This window comes from Paraburkholderia xenovorans LB400 (genome assembly GCF_000013645.1).
GTDB classification, from domain to species: domain Bacteria; phylum Pseudomonadota; class Gammaproteobacteria; order Burkholderiales; family Burkholderiaceae; genus Paraburkholderia; species Paraburkholderia xenovorans.
Genome location: NC_007951.1, coordinates 4,530,106 through 4,548,607, shown reverse-complemented (window position 1 = coordinate 4,548,607; position 18,502 = coordinate 4,530,106). Strand labels below are relative to the sequence as shown.

At 58.6% G+C, this 18,502-nt stretch carries 15 protein-coding genes, 6 tRNA genes and 3 rRNA genes; 18 read left to right on the top strand and 6 right to left on the bottom strand.

The features are described 5' to 3' along the window. Nucleotides 1–59: 59 nt before the first annotated feature. Genes paaE through paaA form a run of 5 tightly spaced genes read right to left on the bottom strand, consistent with a single transcriptional unit; the run spans nucleotide 60 to nucleotide 3,852 of the window. Complete coding sequence (gene paaE / locus BXE_RS20480; protein WP_011490069.1) at nucleotides 60–1,148, bottom strand: 1,2-phenylacetyl-CoA epoxidase subunit PaaE; 1,089 nt, start codon at nucleotides 1,146–1,148, stop codon at nucleotides 60–62. A 1-nt stretch (nucleotide 1,149) separates the two neighbouring features. Next, nucleotides 1,150–1,710 carry a 1,2-phenylacetyl-CoA epoxidase subunit PaaD gene (gene paaD, locus BXE_RS20475; RefSeq protein WP_011490068.1) on the bottom strand — a complete coding sequence of 187 codons (561 nt, stop codon included), beginning with the start codon at nucleotides 1,708–1,710 and terminating at the stop codon, nucleotides 1,150–1,152. Nucleotides 1,711–1,717: 7 nt separating this feature from the next. Next, nucleotides 1,718–2,521, bottom strand: a complete 804-nt coding sequence (gene paaC, locus BXE_RS20470; RefSeq protein WP_011490067.1) for a 1,2-phenylacetyl-CoA epoxidase subunit PaaC — start codon at nucleotides 2,519–2,521, stop codon at nucleotides 1,718–1,720. Nucleotides 2,522–2,529: 8 nt separating this feature from the next. After that, on the bottom strand, nucleotides 2,530–2,814 hold the full coding sequence (paaB, locus tag BXE_RS20465; RefSeq protein WP_007179854.1) for a 1,2-phenylacetyl-CoA epoxidase subunit PaaB: 285 nt from the start codon (nucleotides 2,812–2,814) through the stop codon (nucleotides 2,530–2,532). Between the two features lie 39 nt (nucleotides 2,815–2,853). Next, the gene (gene paaA, locus BXE_RS20460; protein ID WP_011490066.1) at nucleotides 2,854–3,852 is read right to left on the bottom strand and encodes a 1,2-phenylacetyl-CoA epoxidase subunit PaaA; all 999 of its coding nucleotides are present in this window, start codon (nucleotides 3,850–3,852) and stop codon (nucleotides 2,854–2,856) included. Between the two features lie 216 nt (nucleotides 3,853–4,068). Between paaA and BXE_RS20455 the strand changes: the two genes are divergently transcribed. The 18 genes from BXE_RS20455 to rplL all read left to right on the top strand — a co-directional run bounded on the left by BXE_RS20455 (nucleotide 4,069) and on the right by rplL (nucleotide 18,194). Then, nucleotides 4,069–5,691, top strand: a complete 1,623-nt coding sequence (locus tag BXE_RS20455; RefSeq protein WP_011490065.1) for an NAD(P)/FAD-dependent oxidoreductase — start codon at nucleotides 4,069–4,071, stop codon at nucleotides 5,689–5,691. Nucleotides 5,692–5,777: 86 nt separating this feature from the next. After that, nucleotides 5,778–7,049 (top strand): SGNH/GDSL hydrolase family protein, encoded by a 1,272-nt coding sequence (locus BXE_RS20450; protein ID WP_011490064.1) that lies wholly within the window; start codon nucleotides 5,778–5,780, stop codon nucleotides 7,047–7,049. A gap of 478 nt (nucleotides 7,050–7,527) precedes the next feature. Continuing rightward, nucleotides 7,528–9,058, top strand: a 16S ribosomal RNA gene (locus BXE_RS20445). Nucleotides 9,059–9,136: 78 nt separating this feature from the next. Continuing rightward, nucleotides 9,137–9,213, top strand: a tRNA-Ile gene (locus BXE_RS20440). 81 nt (nucleotides 9,214–9,294) lie between these two features. Then, nucleotides 9,295–9,370, top strand: a tRNA-Ala gene (locus tag BXE_RS20435). 294 nt (nucleotides 9,371–9,664) lie between these two features. Beyond that, a 23S ribosomal RNA gene (locus BXE_RS20430) occupies nucleotides 9,665–12,546 on the top strand. A 175-nt stretch (nucleotides 12,547–12,721) separates the two neighbouring features. Beyond that, nucleotides 12,722–12,835: ribosomal RNA gene (gene rrf / locus BXE_RS20425) — 5S ribosomal RNA — on the top strand. The 16S, 23S and 5S rRNA genes sit together here with 5 tRNA genes alongside, the layout of an rRNA operon. A gap of 157 nt (nucleotides 12,836–12,992) precedes the next feature. Then, nucleotides 12,993–13,078: transfer RNA gene (locus tag BXE_RS20420), tRNA-Tyr, on the top strand. A 42-nt stretch (nucleotides 13,079–13,120) separates the two neighbouring features. Further along, nucleotides 13,121–13,194 (top strand) — tRNA-Gly (locus tag BXE_RS20415). Between the two features lie 16 nt (nucleotides 13,195–13,210). Beyond that, nucleotides 13,211–13,285 (top strand) — tRNA-Thr (locus BXE_RS20410). Between the two features lie 62 nt (nucleotides 13,286–13,347). Further along, complete coding sequence (gene tuf, locus BXE_RS20405) at nucleotides 13,348–14,538, top strand: elongation factor Tu (RefSeq protein WP_007180138.1); 1,191 nt, start codon at nucleotides 13,348–13,350, stop codon at nucleotides 14,536–14,538. Nucleotides 14,539–14,603: 65 nt separating this feature from the next. Further along, nucleotides 14,604–14,679: transfer RNA gene (locus BXE_RS20400), tRNA-Trp, on the top strand. A 36-nt stretch (nucleotides 14,680–14,715) separates the two neighbouring features. Beyond that, the gene (gene secE / locus BXE_RS20395) at nucleotides 14,716–15,096 is read left to right on the top strand and encodes a preprotein translocase subunit SecE (protein WP_011490062.1); all 381 of its coding nucleotides are present in this window, start codon (nucleotides 14,716–14,718) and stop codon (nucleotides 15,094–15,096) included. A gap of 1 nt (nucleotide 15,097) precedes the next feature. Continuing rightward, on the top strand, nucleotides 15,098–15,655 hold the full coding sequence (gene nusG / locus BXE_RS20390; RefSeq protein ID WP_007180147.1) for a transcription termination/antitermination protein NusG: 558 nt from the start codon (nucleotides 15,098–15,100) through the stop codon (nucleotides 15,653–15,655). 164 nt (nucleotides 15,656–15,819) lie between these two features. Then, nucleotides 15,820–16,251 (top strand): 50S ribosomal protein L11, encoded by a 432-nt coding sequence (gene rplK, locus BXE_RS20385; RefSeq protein ID WP_007180146.1) that lies wholly within the window; start codon nucleotides 15,820–15,822, stop codon nucleotides 16,249–16,251. Then, a complete protein-coding gene (rplA, locus tag BXE_RS20380) occupies nucleotides 16,252–16,950 on the top strand; it encodes a 50S ribosomal protein L1 (RefSeq protein ID WP_011490061.1) in 699 nt (232 codons plus the stop codon). Nucleotides 16,951–17,252: 302 nt separating this feature from the next. Next, nucleotides 17,253–17,756, top strand: coding sequence for a 50S ribosomal protein L10 (rplJ, locus tag BXE_RS20375; RefSeq protein ID WP_007180144.1), 504 nt, complete (start codon nucleotides 17,253–17,255; stop codon nucleotides 17,754–17,756). Nucleotides 17,757–17,819: 63 nt separating this feature from the next. Then, nucleotides 17,820–18,194 carry a 50S ribosomal protein L7/L12 gene (gene rplL, locus BXE_RS20370; protein ID WP_011490060.1) on the top strand — a complete coding sequence of 125 codons (375 nt, stop codon included), beginning with the start codon at nucleotides 17,820–17,822 and terminating at the stop codon, nucleotides 18,192–18,194. A gap of 3 nt (nucleotides 18,195–18,197) precedes the next feature. Here rplL and BXE_RS45930 read toward each other — a convergent pair whose 3' ends face one another. Next, nucleotides 18,198–18,440, bottom strand: a complete 243-nt coding sequence (locus BXE_RS45930) for a hypothetical protein (protein ID WP_148222961.1) — start codon at nucleotides 18,438–18,440, stop codon at nucleotides 18,198–18,200. Nucleotides 18,441–18,502: the final 62 nt, after the last annotated feature.

The following is an 18,502-nucleotide window of genomic DNA, read 5'->3' as shown; positions in this document are numbered from 1 at the left end:
GCGTCCGGTCGATGAGCGGCCCCTAGTGTAAGCGGATCGCGGAGCTGCTGAAAGCGGGGTCAACGTTCGTCGTAGCTCACCACCACGCGGTCGCTGACCGGATGGCATTGGCACGTCAGCACGAAACCGTCGCGGATTTCGTGTTCTTCGAGCGTGTAGTTCTTTTCCATCTTCACTTCGCCTTCCAGCACCTTCGCGCGGCAGGTGCAGCAGACGCCGCCTTTGCACGCGTAAGGCAGCGCGAGGCCGGCGCGCAGGCCGACGTCGAGCACGCTCACCCCCTGATACGGCAGGCGCAGCTTGCGGCGTTTCCCGTCGAGCACGATTTCGAGGTCCGCGGCCGGCGTGTCCTCGGTGATTTCGATCTGCGGCACGCCCGCTTGCGGCAGCGGCGAACCGAAGCGCTCCACGTGCACCTTTTCCGGCGGCACGCCGGCGGCTTTCAGCGCGGCTTCGGCGGCGTCCATCATCGGGGCGGGGCCGCAGATGAAGGCTTCGTCGATTGCATCGGCCGGCAGCAGATTCTCGATGAAGGCCGCGCACTTTTCCTGATCCAGCACGCCGTTGAACAGTTCGACGTCCTGGAGATCGTCGGACAGCACGTGATAGAGCACGAAGCGGTTCATGAAGCGGTTCTTCAGGTCTTCGAGCTCTTCCGCGAACATGATCTGATCGACGCTGCGATTGCCGTACACGAGCGTAAAGGTGCTGCGCGGCTCGACTTCGAGCGTCGTCTTGATGATGGCCAGCACCGGCGTAATGCCCGAGCCGCCCGAGAACGCCAGGTATTGCTGGCCCTGATCGGCGTTCAGGTGGGTAAAGAACCGGCCGTCCGGCGTCATCACGTCGATCGTGTGGCCGGGCTGCAGCGTGTCGAAGGCGAAGTTCGAGAAGCGTCCGCCGCGTACGCGCTTGATGCCAATGCGCAGTTCGCCGTCGCGATCGTAATCGGTGACGCCGACGCAGATCGAATACGAACGGCGCGTTTCCTCGCCGTCGATGTGCGTCTTCAGCGTGACGAACTGACCTTGCGTAAAGCGATACTGTTCGCGCAGTTCAGCGGGGACTTCGAAGGCGACCGAGACCGCGTCGGCGGTTTCGGGCCGCACTTCGCGGATACGCAGCGGATGAAATTGCGGGGTGGCCATATCAGTATGGTTTGAAGTAGTCGAAGGGTTCGCGGCAGTCGAGGCAGCGGTACAAGGCTTTACAGGCCGTCGAGCCGAATTGCGCAAGACGCTCGGTATGCGCCGAGCCGCAGCGTGGACACGACGGCGCGGGCAGCGCCCGTGGCACGAAGCGCATCACTTTTTCCTGAGCCGGCGCGGCGGAACCGCAATTGCCCGTGGGCGGCGCGATACCGTAGGCGCGCAGCTTTTCGCGCGCGTCGGCGGTCATCCAGTCGGTGGTCCAGGCGGGCGCGAGCACGGTGGCGACCCGATACGGCTTGAGCTCCGCCACGTCGAGCGCATGCGCGACGTCCTCGGCAATCTGCGACATGGCCGGGCAGCCGGAATAGGTCGGCGTGATCACGACTTCGAGCGTGCCGTCGGCGGCGCGCCGTACGTCGCGCAGAATGCCGAGCTCGCGAATCGACACCACCGGAATCTCCGGATCGGGCACCGTTTCGAGCACGGCCCAGGCGCGTTCGAGCGCGGCGTCGGTCGTGCCGGTCGCATCGGTCGGGCCAAAGGCAGTCGAAGTCGTCATGGTCGTCTTACCAGGTGGCGCCGGGATGCTGGCGAGCGAGGCTCTGCATTTCGGCCAGCACGAAACCCATGTGCTCGGAATGCTCGCCGTGTTTGCCGGTGGTGATGTGCCTGACCGGTTCGGGCAGCTTCAAGGTGGCTTCGTCGAGCGCGGCGCGCACGTCGTCGAGCCAGGCAGTTTCGAGGTCCGAGGTCAGTGGACCGATGCCGGCTGCCGCAATCGTCTCCTCTACCGCATCCGTGCTGAAGAATTCGCGGGTGTAGGGCAGCAGATAGTCCAGCGCGGCTTGCGCGCGGCGATGCGATTCCTCGGTGCCGTCGCCGAAACGGATCAGCCACTCGCGTGCGTGATGCACGTGATAGCTGGTTTCCTTGATCGACTTCGACGCGATCGCCGCCAGCTGCTCGTCGGTGGACGCCGTGAGGGCCGTCCACAGATGAGCCATCAACGTCGAGTAGAGAAAATTGCGCACGATGGTGACCGCGTAATCCTTCTCGGCTTTAGCCGTGGCCGACAGCGGGCCGACATGCGGCAACTCGGCGAGTGTGTAGTTGGCGAATTCGCGCTCGGCGCGAAAATACGCGTAATCGTCTTCCGTGCGGATTTTGCCGGTGAGCTGCTGTTCGAGCGAGGCGGCGTGCGTGTAGAGCAGACGCGCCTGGCCGATCAGGTCGAGGCTCATGTTCGACAGCGCGATGTCCTCTTCTAGGATCGGACCGTGGCCGCTCCATTCGGTATTGCGCTGACCGAGGATCAGCGCGTTATCCGCGAGGCGCAGCACGTATTGCAGATGTTGAGGCGTGATGTTCATGGCTGCGCTTACATGTGGTTGACTTCGTCGGGGAGCGTGTAGAACGTCGGGTGGCGGTAAATCTTGTCGCCAGCCGGTTCGAACAGCTCCGCCTTGTCTTCCGGCGCGGACGCCGTGATCGCCGAGGACGGCACCACCCAGATGCTCACGCCTTCCTGGCGGCGCGTGTAGACGTCGCGCGCCATGCGCAGCGCCATCGGCGCGTCGGCGGCGTGCAGGCTGCCGCAGTGTTTGTGGTCGAGTCCCTGCTTGCTGCGCACGAAGACTTCCCAAATCGGCCATTCCTTGTTCATTGCAGATCTCCTGATTCTTTGTCTGACATGCCGCGCGGGTCAGGCGGCGTGCTGTTGGGCGCGCTGGCGCTGCTTTTCGGCGTGGGCGAGGGCGGCCTCGCGGACCCAGGCGCCGTCGTCGTGCGCTTTGACGCGGGTGGCAAGGCGCTCGCGGTTGCACGGGCCGTCGCCATTCACCACACGCCAGAATTCTTCCCAGTCGATGTCGCCGTAGTCGTAATGGCCGCGCGCTTCGTTCCACTTCAGGTCCGGGTCGGGCAGCGTGACGCCGAGCACCTTGGCCTGGTCGACGGTGGCGTCGACGAATTTCTGACGCAGATCGTCGTTCGAGATGCGTTTGATGCCCCATTTCGACGACTGGCTGCTATGGACCGAATCCTTGTCACTCGGGCCGAACATCATCAGCACCGGCCACCACCAGCGATCCACGGCCTGCTGGACCAGCTCGCGCTGCGCTTCGGTGCCGGACATCATCGCCATGAGTGCATCGAAACCCTGGCGCTGGTGGAACGACTCTTCCTTGCAGATGCGGATCATGGCGCGCGCATACGGGCCGTACGTGCAACGGCACAGCGGAATCTGGTTCATGATCGCCGCGCCGTCCACCAGCCAGCCGATCACGCCGACGTCCGCCCATGTAGGCGTCGGGTAATTGAAGATGCTCGAATATTTGGCTTTGCCCGAATGCAGCGCCGCGATTAACTGGTCGCGCGACACGCCGAGCGTTTCGACCGCGCTATATAGATAGAGACCGTGGCCGGCTTCGTCCTGAACCTTGGCGAGCAGAATCGCTTTGCGCTTCAGGCTGGGTGCGCGCGTGATCCAGTTACCTTCCGGCAGCATGCCGACGATTTCCGAATGCGCGTGCTGCGAAATCTGCCGAACCAGCGTCTTGCGGTAGGCCTCCGGCATCCAGTCCTGAGCTTCGATCTTGCCGTCGGCGGCCATGACCGCGTCGAATTTCGCCTGCTCGGGCGAGTTGGCGCCTGCGTCGAGCGGGGCAACGTTGCCGGGAATATCCAGGGATTGCGTGTACATGGGGACGCTCTCTGCGGAAGTTGTCTGTGTACGCACAGTATAAACCAACCGACCGGTCGGTTAATAAATTTTTTGAGATAGGTCGATCGTGCCGATAGGACCGGGACGGTTTCGTCGCGGAGGCGTTTCGTCAGTGCCGATGCCCCGTGCCGACACTAAACCTATAAAATTACGAATTGGCCGCAATTTGCGGCCTTCCCGCATCCCCCGGTACTCATGTTACGTCTCAGCGAAATCAAACTCCCGCTCGATCACCCCGAGAGCGCCCTCGAAGCCGCCGTGCGTGCGCGTCTCGCGGAACTTGGCGTGGCCGCGGACGGGCTTATCCAATACACCGTGTTTCGCCGCGCGCACGACGCCCGCAAGCGCGCCGACATCAAGCTCACGTATATAGTCGATGTCGAAGTTGCGGATGAAGCGGCGGCGCTCAAGCGGCTCGCCGACGTGCCCCACTGCGGCGTCACGCCCGACATGGCCTACAAGTTCGTCGCGAGAGCGCCGGCGCAGATGACCGCGCCCCGTCCGGTCGTGATCGGCATGGGGCCGTGCGGCCTGTTTGCCGGGCTGATCCTTGCGCAAATGGGCTTCCGGCCGATCATCCTGGAACGTGGCAAGGCGGTGCGCGAGCGCACCAAGGACACTTTCGGCCTGTGGCGCAAGTCGGTGCTCAATCCCGAGTCGAACGTGCAGTTCGGCGAAGGCGGCGCTGGTACCTTCTCGGACGGCAAGCTGTACAGCCAGATCAAGGATCCGAAGCACTACGGCCGCAAGGTGCTCGACGAATTCGTGCGGGCCGGTGCGCCGGAAGACATTCTGTATCTGAGCCGGCCCCATATCGGCACGTTCCGGCTCGTCAGCATGGTCGAAAAAATGCGCGCGACCATTCACGAACTGGGTGGCGAGGTGCGCTTCGAAACCCGCGTCGACGATATCGAGATCGATCAGGGCAAGGTGCGCGGGTTGAAGCTCTCGACCGGTGAAACGCTGCGCTGCGATCACGTGGTGCTGGCGGTCGGACATAGCGCGCGCGATACCTTCCAGATGCTGAACGACCGCGGCGTCTATATCGAGGCGAAGCCGTTTTCACTCGGTTTTCGCATCGAACATCCGCAGGGTTTGATCGATCGCAGCCGTTTCGGCAAATTTGCCGGCCACAAGCAGTTGGGTGCCGCCGACTATAAGGTGGTGCATCACTGCAGCAATGGCCGCACTGTTTACAGCTTCTGCATGTGCCCCGGGGGCACGGTGGTGGCGGCGACTTCCGAGCCGGGCCGGGTGGTGACCAACGGCATGAGCCAGTATTCGCGGGCAGAGCGCAATGCCAATGCCGGGATCGTGGTCGGCATCACGCCTGACGATTATCCGGGCGGGCCGCTCGCGGGCATCGCCTTCCAGCGCAAATGGGAAGAGCGGGCTTTCGAACTCGGCGGCGGCAATTATATGGCGCCGGGTCAGCTGGTAGGCGATTTCATTGCCGGCCGGCCGTCCACGTCGCTGGGTTCCGTCGTGCCGTCGTATAAGCCCGGCGTGCATCCAACGGACCTTAGCACTGCGCTTCCGGACTATGTGATCGAGGCCATTCGCGAAGCTTTGCCGCAGATGGACAAGAAGATCGCCGGTTTTGCGATGCACGACGCGGTGCTGACGGGCGTCGAAACGAGAACGTCGTCGCCGATTCGTGTGCGGCGCCGGGACGACTACCAGAGCATGAATGTCGAAGGTCTGTATCCGGCCGGCGAAGGAGCGGGCTATGCCGGTGGAATCTACTCAGCGGCTATCGACGGGATCGAAGTTGCTGAAGCGCTCGCGTTGAAGATGACCGGCGCGCAAGCGGCCTGAGTCCAGGGCGAAACGCTGTCGCGCCCACCCGCGACGGCCGCGGCGATCGGGCACAATGCACGTTTCGCCTCGAACCAACTTCCCGAATGAGCATTCGCACCCTGGCTGCCGCATGCGGCGCGGCACTGTTTGTCCAGTTTGCCGTTTCCCCGACCGTTTTCGCCGCCGACGCCCCGGCACATTGGGTCACCGCATGGGCCACGGCGCTGCAACCCATTCCCCAGCGGGCGGACCTGCCGCCGCTCTATCGCGCACCGGAAGTCGCGGGGCGCACGGTTCGCCAGATTGTTTATCCGACGCTGTCCGCAAGGTCGGCGCGAGTCCACCTTAGCAACCAGTACGGCAAGACTCCGCTCGTCATCGAGGATTTGCGCATCGCACGCTCGACGGGCGGCGCGGCGGCGGCCGGTAACGGCGACGCGCGCGTGACGTTCGGTGGCAGGAGCGCGATCTCGATTCCGCCGGGCGGGGAGTTGGAGAGCGACCCCGTCGCGATCGACATTGCCGAAGGTGCGCCTTACGCGGTAAGCGCGTTTATGGGGCCGGAGCAGCGTATCGTGGCGTGGCATCGCGTGTCGAACCAGGTAAATTACGTTTCCGCGCCGGGCAATCATGCGGCGGACGCATCTGCGGACGCTTTTCGCGGTCGGTTTACGCAATATGTGTGGGTGACCGGGCTTTCGGTTGAGGCTGCGCCCGCGTCTGCCGCAGTCGCTGCCATCGGCGACTCGATCACGGACGGTATGCGCTCCAGTCTGAACCAGAATCGCCGCTGGCCGGACGCGCTGGCTCGCCGGTTTGCCGCGGCTGGCGAGCGCTCGACCGCGATCGTCAATCTGGGGATTAGCGGCAACCGCCTGCTGAGCGACTCCCCCTGCTACGGCGACGCGCTTGCAACGCGCTTCGAGCACGACGTGCTGAAGCGTCCGGGCGTCAAGGCGGCGATCCTGCTGATTGGCATCAATGACATTAACTTTGCGGCAATGCCGCCGCGTGGCGGTCTCGACTGTGACTTTCCGCACACCACGGTGACGGCTGCCGACCTGATCGCTGGATATCAGCGAGTGATCGTCACCGCCCGGCACGCTGGCGTGAAGGTGTTCGGCGCGACGTTGACGCCGGCATCGCTTCCGCCGCAGCGAGAGAGTATCCGGCTTGCGGTCAACCAGTGGATCCGGACCAGCCATGCCTTCGACGGCGTCGTGGACTTCGACGCTGCGCTGCGTGATCCGGCGCAGCCGGACCGTTTGCGGCGCAGCTTTGATAGTGGGGACGACATCCATCCCAGCGACGCCGGCTATGCAGCAATGGCCGGTGCGGTTCCAGTGGACGCAGTGGTGAAATCGACCCGTAATTGAGCCGCCAAAAAAGAATTCGGTCAAACCCTTGTCATATGACCGATGTTCACCTAAGATTCGCTTCCTCGTTTGCGAACGAGGGCCGCGGCAGAAACCAGCGGTCGTTGCGTCAACAGGTTTTAAGCGAAAGCGAAAAAATGTTGTTGACGAAACGAAAAAGAGCCTTCATAATCTCGTTTCTCTGCTGCTGATGCAGCGACGCAGAACAAAGCGGTACCGGTGGTGTGAGTTGTTGAGGTTCTCCGGTGGCGGTTTGGTGGTGAATGCGGACCCGATCTTTAAAAATTAACAGCCGATAAGTGTGGGCGCTTGATGCGCGATGCGGGGCGGATCTTCCGGGATCTGCCGTAAAGCGGAAGTATCAGGTCTCACACAGTAATGAAAGGAAGGTTTGACTGTCGCAAGATGGTTGGATCATTCGTCAGTACGTTGAGTGAGCGACCGGGCTCGGAAGAGCCCGAAAAACAGTAACAGGTTTGAACTGAAGAGTTTGATCCTGGCTCAGATTGAACGCTGGCGGCATGCCTTACACATGCAAGTCGAACGGCAGCACGGGGGCAACCCTGGTGGCGAGTGGCGAACGGGTGAGTAATACATCGGAACGTGTCCTGTAGTGGGGGATAGCCCGGCGAAAGCCGGATTAATACCGCATACGCTCTGCGGAGGAAAGCGGGGGATCTTCGGACCTCGCGCTACAGGGGCGGCCGATGGCAGATTAGCTGGTTGGTGGGGTAAAGGCCTACCAAGGCGACGATCTGTAGCTGGTCTGAGAGGACGACCAGCCACACTGGGACTGAGACACGGCCCAGACTCCTACGGGAGGCAGCAGTGGGGAATTTTGGACAATGGGCGCAAGCCTGATCCAGCAATGCCGCGTGTGTGAAGAAGGCCTTCGGGTTGTAAAGCACTTTTGTCCGGAAAGAAAACCTCTGCCCTAATACGGTGGGGGGATGACGGTACCGGAAGAATAAGCACCGGCTAACTACGTGCCAGCAGCCGCGGTAATACGTAGGGTGCAAGCGTTAATCGGAATTACTGGGCGTAAAGCGTGCGCAGGCGGTTCGCTAAGACAGATGTGAAATCCCCGGGCTTAACCTGGGAACTGCATTTGTGACTGGCGGGCTAGAGTATGGCAGAGGGGGGTAGAATTCCACGTGTAGCAGTGAAATGCGTAGAGATGTGGAGGAATACCGATGGCGAAGGCAGCCCCCTGGGCCAATACTGACGCTCATGCACGAAAGCGTGGGGAGCAAACAGGATTAGATACCCTGGTAGTCCACGCCCTAAACGATGTCAACTAGTTGTCGGGTCTTCATTGACTTGGTAACGTAGCTAACGCGTGAAGTTGACCGCCTGGGGAGTACGGTCGCAAGATTAAAACTCAAAGGAATTGACGGGGACCCGCACAAGCGGTGGATGATGTGGATTAATTCGATGCAACGCGAAAAACCTTACCTACCCTTGACATGTATGGAAGTCTGCTGAGAGGTGGATGTGCCCGAAAGGGAGCCATAACACAGGTGCTGCATGGCTGTCGTCAGCTCGTGTCGTGAGATGTTGGGTTAAGTCCCGCAACGAGCGCAACCCTTGTCCCTAGTTGCTACGCAAGAGCACTCCAGGGAGACTGCCGGTGACAAACCGGAGGAAGGTGGGGATGACGTCAAGTCCTCATGGCCCTTATGGGTAGGGCTTCACACGTCATACAATGGTCGGAACAGAGGGTCGCCAACCCGCGAGGGGGAGCCAATCCCAGAAAACCGATCGTAGTCCGGATCGCACTCTGCAACTCGGGTGCGTGAAGCTGGAATCGCTAGTAATCGCGGATCAGCATGCCGCGGTGAATACGTTCCCGGGTCTTGTACACACCGCCCGTCACACCATGGGAGTGGGTTTTACCAGAAGTGGCTAGTCTAACCGCAAGGAGGACGGTCACCACGGTAGGATTCATGACTGGGGTGAAGTCGTAACAAGGTAGCCGTATCGGAAGGTGCGGCTGGATCACCTCCTTTCCCGAGCTAACGTGTCAAGCGTTGAGCGCTCACGCTTATCGGCTGTGAAATTGAAGACAGAAACGCAGACAGACTCAGGGGTCTGTAGCTCAGCCGGTTAGAGCACCGTCTTGATAAGGCGGGGGTCGATGGTTCGAATCCATCCAGACCCACCATGTCGATGACCGTTGGCGCTTTAGCGCTTACGGGCATCCCACCCCCGAAGGGGGCAGGGCGGATCTGGTGTGTGCATGACTGGGGGATTAGCTCAGCTGGGAGAGCACCTGCTTTGCAAGCAGGGGGTCGTCGGTTCGATCCCGTCATCCTCCACCAATCCTCAATGCGTAGCGTTCTGCGAGAGAAGCAGAGCGTTGTGCATTGGCGATTGAGCCAGTCAGAGTGATACATGGTTATAGCAACCGTGATATCGGCTGTCGTTCTTTAACAATCAGGAAGAAGTAGTAAGGAGATTCACGAAAGCATACTTAGAGATGGGTGTGCGAGTAGGTGAATCAGGGTTGTGATTGTATCAATGTATGAAAAGGTGATCGAAAGATTGCTTTGGAATACGGCGCAACACGAATACTCAACCTGTAGCGTGTGTATCGAGAGACACACCCGTTATAGGGTCAAGCGAACAAGTGCATGTGGTGGATGCCTTGGCGATCACAGGCGATGAAGGACGCGGTAGCCTGCGAAAAGCGGAGGGGAGCTGGCAAACGAGCTTTGATCCTCCGATATCCGAATGGGGAAACCCGGCCCGTATGGGTCATCCGTAGCTGAATCCATAGGCTGCGTGAAGCGAACGCGGTGAACTGAAACATCTAAGTAACCGCAGGAAAAGAAATCAACCGAGATTCCCAGAGTAGTGGCGAGCGAAATGGGACCAGCCTGCATTCTTTATCCGTAGTGTTAGTCGAAAGCTCTGGAAAGTGCTGCCATAGCAGGTGATAGCCCTGTAGACGAAAACATCATGGAAGAACTAGGTATGCGAGAAGTAGGGCGGGACACGTGAAATCCTGTCTGAAGATGGGGGGACCATCCTCCAAGGCTAAATACTCGTGATCGACCGATAGTGAACCAGTACCGTGAGGGAAAGGCGAAAAGAACCCCGGGAGGGGAGTGAAACAGATCCTGAAACCGCATGCATACAAACAGTCGGAGCCTTTGAAAGAGGGTGACGGCGTACCTTTTGTATAATGGGTCAGCGACTTACATTCAGTGGCAAGCTTAACCGATTAGGGCAGGCGTAGCGAAAGCGAGTCCGAACAGGGCGATTCAGTCGCTGGGTGTAGACCCGAAACCAGGTGATCTATCCATGGCCAGGATGAAGGTGCGGTAACACGTACTGGAGGTCCGAACCCACTAACGTTGAAAAGTTAGGGGATGAGCTGTGGATAGGGGTGAAAGGCTAAACAAACCTGGAAATAGCTGGTTCTCTCCGAAAACTATTTAGGTAGTGCCTCGTGTATCACCTTCGGGGGTAGAGCACTGTCATGGTTGTGGGGTCCATTGCGGATTACTACGCCATAGCAAACTCCGAATACCGAAGAGTGCAATCACGGGAGACAGACATCGGGTGCTAACGTCCGGTGTCAAGAGGGAAACAACCCAGACCGCCAGCTAAGGTCCCCAAATATTGCTAAGTGGGAAACGAAGTGGGAAGGCTAAAACAGTCAGGAGGTTGGCTTAGAAGCAGCCATCCTTTAAAGAAAGCGTAATAGCTCACTGATCGAGTCGTCCTGCGCGGAAGATGTAACGGGGCTAAGCAATATACCGAAGCTGCGGATGCATATTTATATGCATGGTAGGAGAGCGTTCCGTAAGCCTGCGAAGGTGCATTGAAAAGTGTGCTGGAGGTATCGGAAGTGCGAATGCTGACATGAGTAGCGATAAAGGGGGTGAAAGGCCCCCTCGCCGTAAGCCCAAGGTTTCCTACGCAACGTTCATCGGCGTAGGGTGAGTCGGCCCCTAAGGCGAGGCAGAAATGCGTAGCTGATGGGAAGCAGGTTAATATTCCTGCACCATTGTTAAATGCGATGGGGGGACGGATCGCGGAAGGTTGTCCGGGTGTTGGAAGTCCCGGTCCTTGCATTGGAGAAGGCGCTTTGGCAAATCCGGGCGCAGGATTCAAGGGTGCGAGGCCATTCACTTCGGTGAAGAAGCAATCGGAAGTGGTTCCAGGAAAAGCCTCTAAGCTTCAGTTTAACAAGACCGTACCGCAAACCGACACAGGTGGGCGAGATGAGTATTCTAAGGCGCTTGAGAGAACTCGGGAGAAGGAACTCGGCAAATTGGTACCGTAACTTCGGGATAAGGTACGCCCCTGTAGCCTGACTGGCCTGCGCCAGAAGGGTGAAGGGGTTGCAATAAACTGGTGGCTGCGACTGTTTAATAAAAACACAGCACTCTGCAAACACGAAAGTGGACGTATAGGGTGTGACGCCTGCCCGGTGCCGGAAGATTAAATGATGGGGTGCAAGCTCCTGATTGAAGTCCCGGTAAACGGCGGCCGTAACTATAACGGTCCTAAGGTAGCGAAATTCCTTGTCGGGTAAGTTCCGACCTGCACGAATGGCGTAACGATGGCCACACTGTCTCCTCCCGAGACTCAGCGAAGTTGAAGTGTTTGTGATGATGCAATCTCCCCGCGGCTAGACGGAAAGACCCCATGAACCTTTACTGTAGCTTTGCATTGGACTTTGAACCGGTCTGTGTAGGATAGGTGGGAGGCTTTGAAGCGTGGACGCCAGTCTGCGTGGAGCCGACCTTGAAATACCACCCTGGTCTGTTTGAGGTTCTAACCTTGGTCCGTTATCCGGACCGGGGACAGTGCATGGTAGGCAGTTTGACTGGGGCGGTCTCCTCCCAAAGTGTAACGGAGGAGTACGAAGGTACGCTAGGTACGGTCGGAAATCGTGCTGATAGTGCAATGGCATAAGCGTGCTTAACTGCGAGACCGACAAGTCGAGCAGGTGCGAAAGCAGGTCATAGTGATCCGGTGGTTCTGTATGGAAGGGCCATCGCTCAACGGATAAAAGGTACTCTGGGGATAACAGGCTGATACCGCCCAAGAGTTCATATCGACGGCGGTGTTTGGCACCTCGATGTCGGCTCATCTCATCCTGGGGCTGTAGCCGGTCCCAAGGGTATGGCTGTTCGCCATTTAAAGAGGTACGTGAGCTGGGTTTAAAACGTCGTGAGACAGTTTGGTCCCTATCTGCCGTGGGCGCTGGATATTTGAAGGGGGCTGCTCCTAGTACGAGAGGACCGGAGTGGACGAACCTCTGGTGTACCGGTTGTCACGCCAGTGGCATCGCCGGGTAGCTATGTTCGGAAGAGATAACCGCTGAAAGCATCTAAGCGGGAAACTCGCCTTAAGATGAGATATCCCCGGGGCTTCGAGCCCCTTGAAGGGTCGTTCAAGACCAGGACGTTGATAGGTCAGGTGTGGAAGCGCAGTAATGCGTTAAGCTAACTGATACTAATTGCCCGTAAGGCTTGATCCTATAACAGGTGTGTCTTGCCCCCACAGGGGGAAACAGGACACGCACGGTTGAGTGATCCGTGTTGTGCCAGCAGAAACAACACAACCCCACGCTCCACCCCTGGTGAGCATCACCAGAAACTACTTCTTCCCGATTGGCCGCGCTGGCCCCAGATCCAGCGCGGCAACCAGTCATGCCTGATGATCATAGCGAGTCGGTCCCACCCCTTCCCATCCCGAACAGGACCGTGAAACGACTCCACGCCGATGATAGTGCGGATTACCCGTGTGAAAGTAGGTCATCGTCAGGCTCCCAAGCAGCATCAGAAACCCCACCCCAGCAAAGGTGGGGTTTCTGCGTTTACCGGACGCGATCAAACCATCATATAAGTGAGAGCTTTGGGTTTGGAACAGTCAAGCGAGCCTTGACAACAAGCGGTTGTTCCCCCATAATCATCAGTTCTCTGCGGAGGGGTGCCCGAGTGGCTAAAGGGGGCAGACTGTAAATCTGTTGGCTTACGCCTACGTTGGTTCGAATCCAACCTCCTCCACCAGAATGCAAGTTTGTAGCAGTTGTTGGGAATCCATGAATTCTTGCGGGTGTAGCTCAATGGTAGAGCAGAAGCCTTCCAAGCTTACGACGAGGGTTCGATTCCCTTCACCCGCTCCAGCAACACAGAAGTAGCGCCCATGTGGCTCAGTGGTAGAGCACTCCCTTGGTAAGGGAGAGGTCGGCAGTTCGATCCTGCCCATGGGCACCAGAAGTACTCGGTGATTGTTTGCGCCCGGCGCAACGTACGGAAAATCCTCTTAGGAGTCGAAAATGGCCAAGGGTAAGTTTGAGCGGACCAAGCCGCACGTGAACGTCGGCACGATCGGTCACGTTGACCACGGCAAGACCACGCTGACGGCAGCGATCACGACGGTTCTGACGCAGAAGTTTGGCGGCGAAGCGAAGGCATACGACCAGATCGACGCGGCGCCGGAAGAGAAGGCGCGTGGTATCACGATCAACACGGCACACGTCGAGTACGAAACGGCTAACCGCCACTACGCACACGTCGACTGCCCGGGCCACGCTGACTATGTGAAGAACATGATCACGGGCGCAGCGCAGATGGACGGCGCGATCCTGGTGTGCTCGGCCGCTGACGGCCCGATGCCGCAAACGCGCGAGCACATCCTGCTGGCGCGTCAGGTTGGCGTGCCGTACATCATCGTGTTCCTGAACAAGTGCGACATGGTGGACGACGCTGAGCTGCTGGAGCTGGTCGAGATGGAAGTTCGCGAACTTCTGTCGAAGTACGACTTCCCGGGCGACGAGACGCCGATCATCAAGGGTTCGGCGAAGCTGGCGCTGGAAGGCGACAAGGGCGAGCTGGGCGAAGTGGCGATCATGAATCTGGCCGACGCGCTGGACACGTACATCCCGACGCCGGAGCGCGCAGTTGACGGTGCGTTCCTGATGCCGGTGGAAGACGTGTTCTCGATCTCGGGTCGCGGTACGGTGGTGACGGGTCGCGTTGAGCGCGGCGTCGTGAAGGTCGGCGAGGAAATCGAAATTGTCGGTATCAAGCCGACGGTGAAGACGACCTGCACGGGCGTGGAAATGTTCCGCAAGCTGCTCGATCAAGGTCAGGCGGGCGACAACGTGGGTATCCTGCTGCGCGGCACGAAGCGTGAAGACGTGGAGCGTGGCCAGGTGCTGGCCAAGCCGGGTTCGATCAACCCGCACACGCACTTCACGGCTGAAGTGTACGTGCTGAGCAAGGACGAAGGTGGCCGTCACACGCCGTTCTTCAACAACTATCGTCCGCAGTTCTACTTCCGTACGACGGACGTGACGGGCTCGATCGAGTTGCCGAAGGACAAGGAAATGGTCATGCCGGGCGACAACGTGTCGATCACGGTGAAGCTGATCAACCCGATCGCGATGGAAGAAGGTCTGCGTTTCGCAATCCGCGAAGGCGGCCGTACGGTCGGTGCAGGTGTGGTTGCCAAGATTCTCGAGTAACGCCAGATAGTTCTCGTTAATCGGTAGTTTTCGGGGTTGGCGGTGTCGTCAACCCCAAATGGTTTAGGGGTATAGCTCAACTGGCAGAGCGTCGGTCTCCAAAACCGAAGGTTGGGGGTTCGATTCCCTCTGCCCCTGCCAACTCTTGCGCCGTATGTGGCGCTTCGTTAAGGTGTTATGGCGAATCCTTCCGTCGAAACTGTAAATACATCCGGCGACAAGCTGATGCTCGTCGCGGGCGTATTGTTGGTCTTGGCCGGGTTCGTGGGGTTCTTCTGGCTTAGCGGCCAGGAATGGTACGTCCGCGGAGCTGCCTTGGCTGTAGGTGCGATCGCGGGTGTTGCAGTCGGTCTTCTCTCCGCGCCTGGCAAGGGTTTCATCGCTTTCGCCAAAGACTCGTACAAAGAAGTGCGTAAGGTTGTTTGGCCGACTCGCAAAGAGGCTACCCAAACAACGCTCGTAGTGTTCGGCTTCGTGTTCGTCATGGCAATCTTTCTTTGGGTTAGCGACAAATCCATCGAATGGGCGATTTTCTCGGTGATTCTGGGTTGGAAATGATATGAGCGATACTCCGGCATCCCCGAGCGGCAAACGTTGGTACGTCGTGCACGCCTACTCCGGTATGGAGAAGAGCGTGCAACGGGCGCTTCAGGAGCGCATCGAACGTGCTGGCATGCAAGACCAGTTTGGTCAAATCCTCGTTCCGACTGAAGAAGTGGTCGAGGTAAAGGGTGGTCACAAATCGGTGACCGAGCGTCGTTTCTTTCCGGGCTACGTGCTCGTTGAGATGGAAATGACGGACGAGACGTGGCACCTCGTAAAAAATACGGCAAAGGTGACCGGTTTCGTAGGTGGTGCGCGTAATCGTCCGAGTCCGATTTCTCCGCGCGAAGTTGAGAAGATCATGTCGCAAATGCAGGAAGGCGTGGAAAAGCCGCGTCCGAAGACCCTGTTCGAAGTAGGCGAGATGGTGCGAGTAAAGGACGGTCCGTTTACCGACTTCAACGGCAGCGTCGAAGAAGTGAACTACGAAAAGTCACGAGTCCGTGTTTCGGTTACAATTTTCGGCCGCGCAACGCCGGTCGAGCTGGAATTCGGTCAGGTCGAAAAGCTGTAATCCAGAATTTTACGGAGCGCATCAGCCGGTGCGTTCCGTATTTCGCGCTTACGGTCCGCGCAATGGCCGTTGAGGAGCGTAATTAGCCGAATTTCGGCGAACGCGCGCTACTACTCACTGAACATTCGCATGTACTTATGCGGTGTTCCAAAGAGGTTTTCAACATGGCAAAGAAAATCATCGGCTTTATCAAGCTGCAGATTCCTGCAGGTAAAGCCAATCCGTCGCCGCCGGTCGGTCCGGCACTGGGTCAGCGCGGCCTGAACATCATGGAGTTCTGCAAGGCGTTCAACGCGCAGACCCAAGCACTGGAACCAGGTCTGCCGATTCCGGTTGTGATTACGGCGTTCGCGGACAAGAGCTTCACGTTCGTTTTGAAGACGCCGCCGGCAACGGTTCTGATCAAGAAGGCAGCGAAGATCGACAAGGGTTCGAGCAAGCCGCATACCGACAAGGTCGGTAAGATCACCCGCGCTCAAGCTGAAGACATTGCCAAGACCAAGATGCCCGATCTGACGGCAGCTGATCTGGACGCAGCGGTTCGTACGATCGCTGGTAGCGCCCGCTCGATGGGCATCACCGTGGAGGGCGTGTAAATGGCTAAGCTTTCGAAACGTCTGCAAGCGTTTGCAGCCAAGGTCGATCGTCAAAAGTTGTACGCAATCGACGAAGCTCTGTCGCTCGTTAAGGAATGCGCAAGCGCGAAGTTCGACGAGTCGATCGACGTCGCAGTGCAACTCGGCATCGACGCGAAGAAGTCGGACCAAGTGGTTCGAGGCTCTGTCGTTCTGCCAGCAGGTACCGGTAAGTCGGTCCGTGTTGCTGTGTTCGCACAAGGCGAAAAGGCTGAGCAGGCTCGTGCAGCTGGCGCAGAAGTCGTTGGCATGGAAGACCTGGCCGAACAGGTCAAGGCTGGCAAACTGGACTTCGACATCGTGATTGCTTCGCCGGACACGATGCGCGTCGTCGGTACGCTCGGTCAGATTCTCGGTCCGCGCGGCCTGATGCCGAACCCGAAGGTCGGTACGGTTACGCCGGACGTCGCGACGGCGGTGAAGAACGCAAAGGCTGGTCAGGTGCAATTTCGTGTCGACAAGGCCGGTATCATTCACGCCACGATCGGCCGCGCTTCGTTCGAGCCGACGGCTCTGCGTAGCAACCTGAACGCTCTGGTCGACGCGCTGCAAAAGGCGAAGCCGGCAACGAGCAAGGGTGTCTACCTGCGCAAGGTTGCACTGTCGAGCACGATGGGCGTTGGCGTTCGCGTCGACCAGGCATCGCTGGCTGCACAGTAAGAAAATTTATCGTCTCGGCGAAAGTCGGGGCGGTTTTATGGGCTTTGGGCGGTTGTGAAATGGCAGTTTGCATTGAGCAGCCGGTTGTCAAAGACCGTTGGCGGACACGCAGCGGGTAGGCGAGTCCTTAATGCAAAGCCAACGCAGATGGCGAACCCGAAAAGGTTTTGTAGTGATGAAGCTGGTCGATATCCGCCGCAATGCGAATATCGGGCGGTCGAAATACTCCTGACTGGTCGGACGCCGTTATTGAACGCGGTACACAAGGCGCACGCTGCGTGTATCGAATCTGGAGGTTAACCGTGCCACTCAACAAAGAAAGCAAGCAGGCTGTGGTCGCTGAGGTTGCCGCGCAAGTCGCGAAAGCCCAGACCGTAGTTCTGGCTGAGTATCGTGGAATCGCGGTTGGCGATCTGACCAAGCTGCGCGCGAAAGCGCGTGAGCAACAGGTTTACCTTCGCGTGTTGAAGAATACGCTGGCGCGTCGCGCTGTTGAAGGTACCCCGTTTGCTCCGCTGGCAGAGCAGATGACTGGTCCGCTGATCTACGGCATCTCGGAAGATGCAATTGCTGCTGCCAAGGTCGTCAACGACTTCGGCAAAACCAATGACAAGTTGATCATCAAGGCTGGTTCCTACGAAGGCAAGGTGATGGACAAGGCTGGCGTGCAAGCGCTGGCAAACATCCCGAGCCGCGAAGAACTGCTCTCCAAGCTGTTGTACGTTATGCAAGCACCTGTTTCCGGCTTTGCACGCGCTCTGGCCGCGCTGGCAGAAAAGAAACAAGGCGAAGAAACCGCTGCGTAACCTACTTCAGTCGAGCGTGATTGATCGCTGGCTGTATCCGAATTCAATTTAGGAGTATTTCAAATGGCAATCGCAAAAGAAGACATCCTCGAGGCAGTAAGCTCGATGTCGGTTCTGGAACTGAACGAACTGGTCAAGGCGTTCGAAGAAAAGTTTGGCGTGTCGGCAGCTGCTGTTGCAGTGGCAGGCCCGGCAGGCGGCGGTGCTGCCGCTGCTGCTGAAGAGCAAACCGAATTCACGGTCAACCTGACGGAAGTCGGCGCGAACAAGGTTTCGGTCATTAAGGCTGTTCGTGAACTGACGGGTCTCGGCCTGAAAGAAGCGAAGGACCTGGTCGACGGCGCGCCGAAGCCTGTTAAGGAATCGGTACCGAAGGCTGCTGCTGAAGAAGCCAAGAAGAAGCTGGAAGAAGCCGGCGCGAAGGCTGAAATCAAGTAAGTTTCAGCGCGCTGTGCGAAGGCTGGCGGTTTTCCACCGCCGGCCTTTTTGTGCTTTGTGGGGACTACGTTTTTGTCGACGTTTTTCGGCAATAACTGATGCCCCAGAGGCCAAAGAAAATCGCCATTCGGCAACATTGACCGGCGCTTCTCTTTGTCTTCTGAAGCGACTGCAGAAGGCAAGTTTGGTCGGGTAGCGGGCAACATAGGCATCCGCTGCCGTCAGCCAGCGGTTGGTAGCGGCCAACCACCAAGCTTCTAGGCTCGTTCAAGCCATCGGACGGCCATCGGGTCTCAGTCGGTGAACAC

What these genes read in the sequence shown, in the direction of transcription:
- paaE (WP_011490069.1), bottom strand. Translation starts at nt 1,148, where the DNA reads ATGGCCACCCCGCAATTTCATCCGCTGCGTATCCGCGAAGTGCGGCCC.
- paaD (WP_011490068.1), bottom strand. Translation starts at nt 1,710, where the DNA reads ATGACGACTTCGACTGCCTTTGGCCCGACCGATGCGACCGGCACGACC.
- paaC (WP_011490067.1), bottom strand. Translation starts at nt 2,521, where the DNA reads ATGAACATCACGCCTCAACATCTGCAATACGTGCTGCGCCTCGCGGAT.
- paaB (WP_007179854.1), bottom strand. Translation starts at nt 2,814, where the DNA reads ATGAACAAGGAATGGCCGATTTGGGAAGTCTTCGTGCGCAGCAAGCAG.
- paaA (WP_011490066.1), bottom strand. Translation starts at nt 3,852, where the DNA reads ATGTACACGCAATCCCTGGATATTCCCGGCAACGTTGCCCCGCTCGAC.
- BXE_RS20455 (WP_011490065.1), top strand. Translation starts at nt 4,069, where the DNA reads ATGTTACGTCTCAGCGAAATCAAACTCCCGCTCGATCACCCCGAGAGC.
- BXE_RS20450 (WP_011490064.1), top strand. Translation starts at nt 5,778, where the DNA reads ATGAGCATTCGCACCCTGGCTGCCGCATGCGGCGCGGCACTGTTTGTC.
- tuf (WP_007180138.1), top strand. Translation starts at nt 13,348, where the DNA reads ATGGCCAAGGGTAAGTTTGAGCGGACCAAGCCGCACGTGAACGTCGGC.
- secE (WP_011490062.1), top strand. Translation starts at nt 14,716, where the DNA reads ATGGCGAATCCTTCCGTCGAAACTGTAAATACATCCGGCGACAAGCTG.
- nusG (WP_007180147.1), top strand. Translation starts at nt 15,098, where the DNA reads ATGAGCGATACTCCGGCATCCCCGAGCGGCAAACGTTGGTACGTCGTG.
- rplK (WP_007180146.1), top strand. Translation starts at nt 15,820, where the DNA reads ATGGCAAAGAAAATCATCGGCTTTATCAAGCTGCAGATTCCTGCAGGT.
- rplA (WP_011490061.1), top strand. Translation starts at nt 16,252, where the DNA reads ATGGCTAAGCTTTCGAAACGTCTGCAAGCGTTTGCAGCCAAGGTCGAT.
- rplL (WP_011490060.1), top strand. Translation starts at nt 17,820, where the DNA reads ATGGCAATCGCAAAAGAAGACATCCTCGAGGCAGTAAGCTCGATGTCG.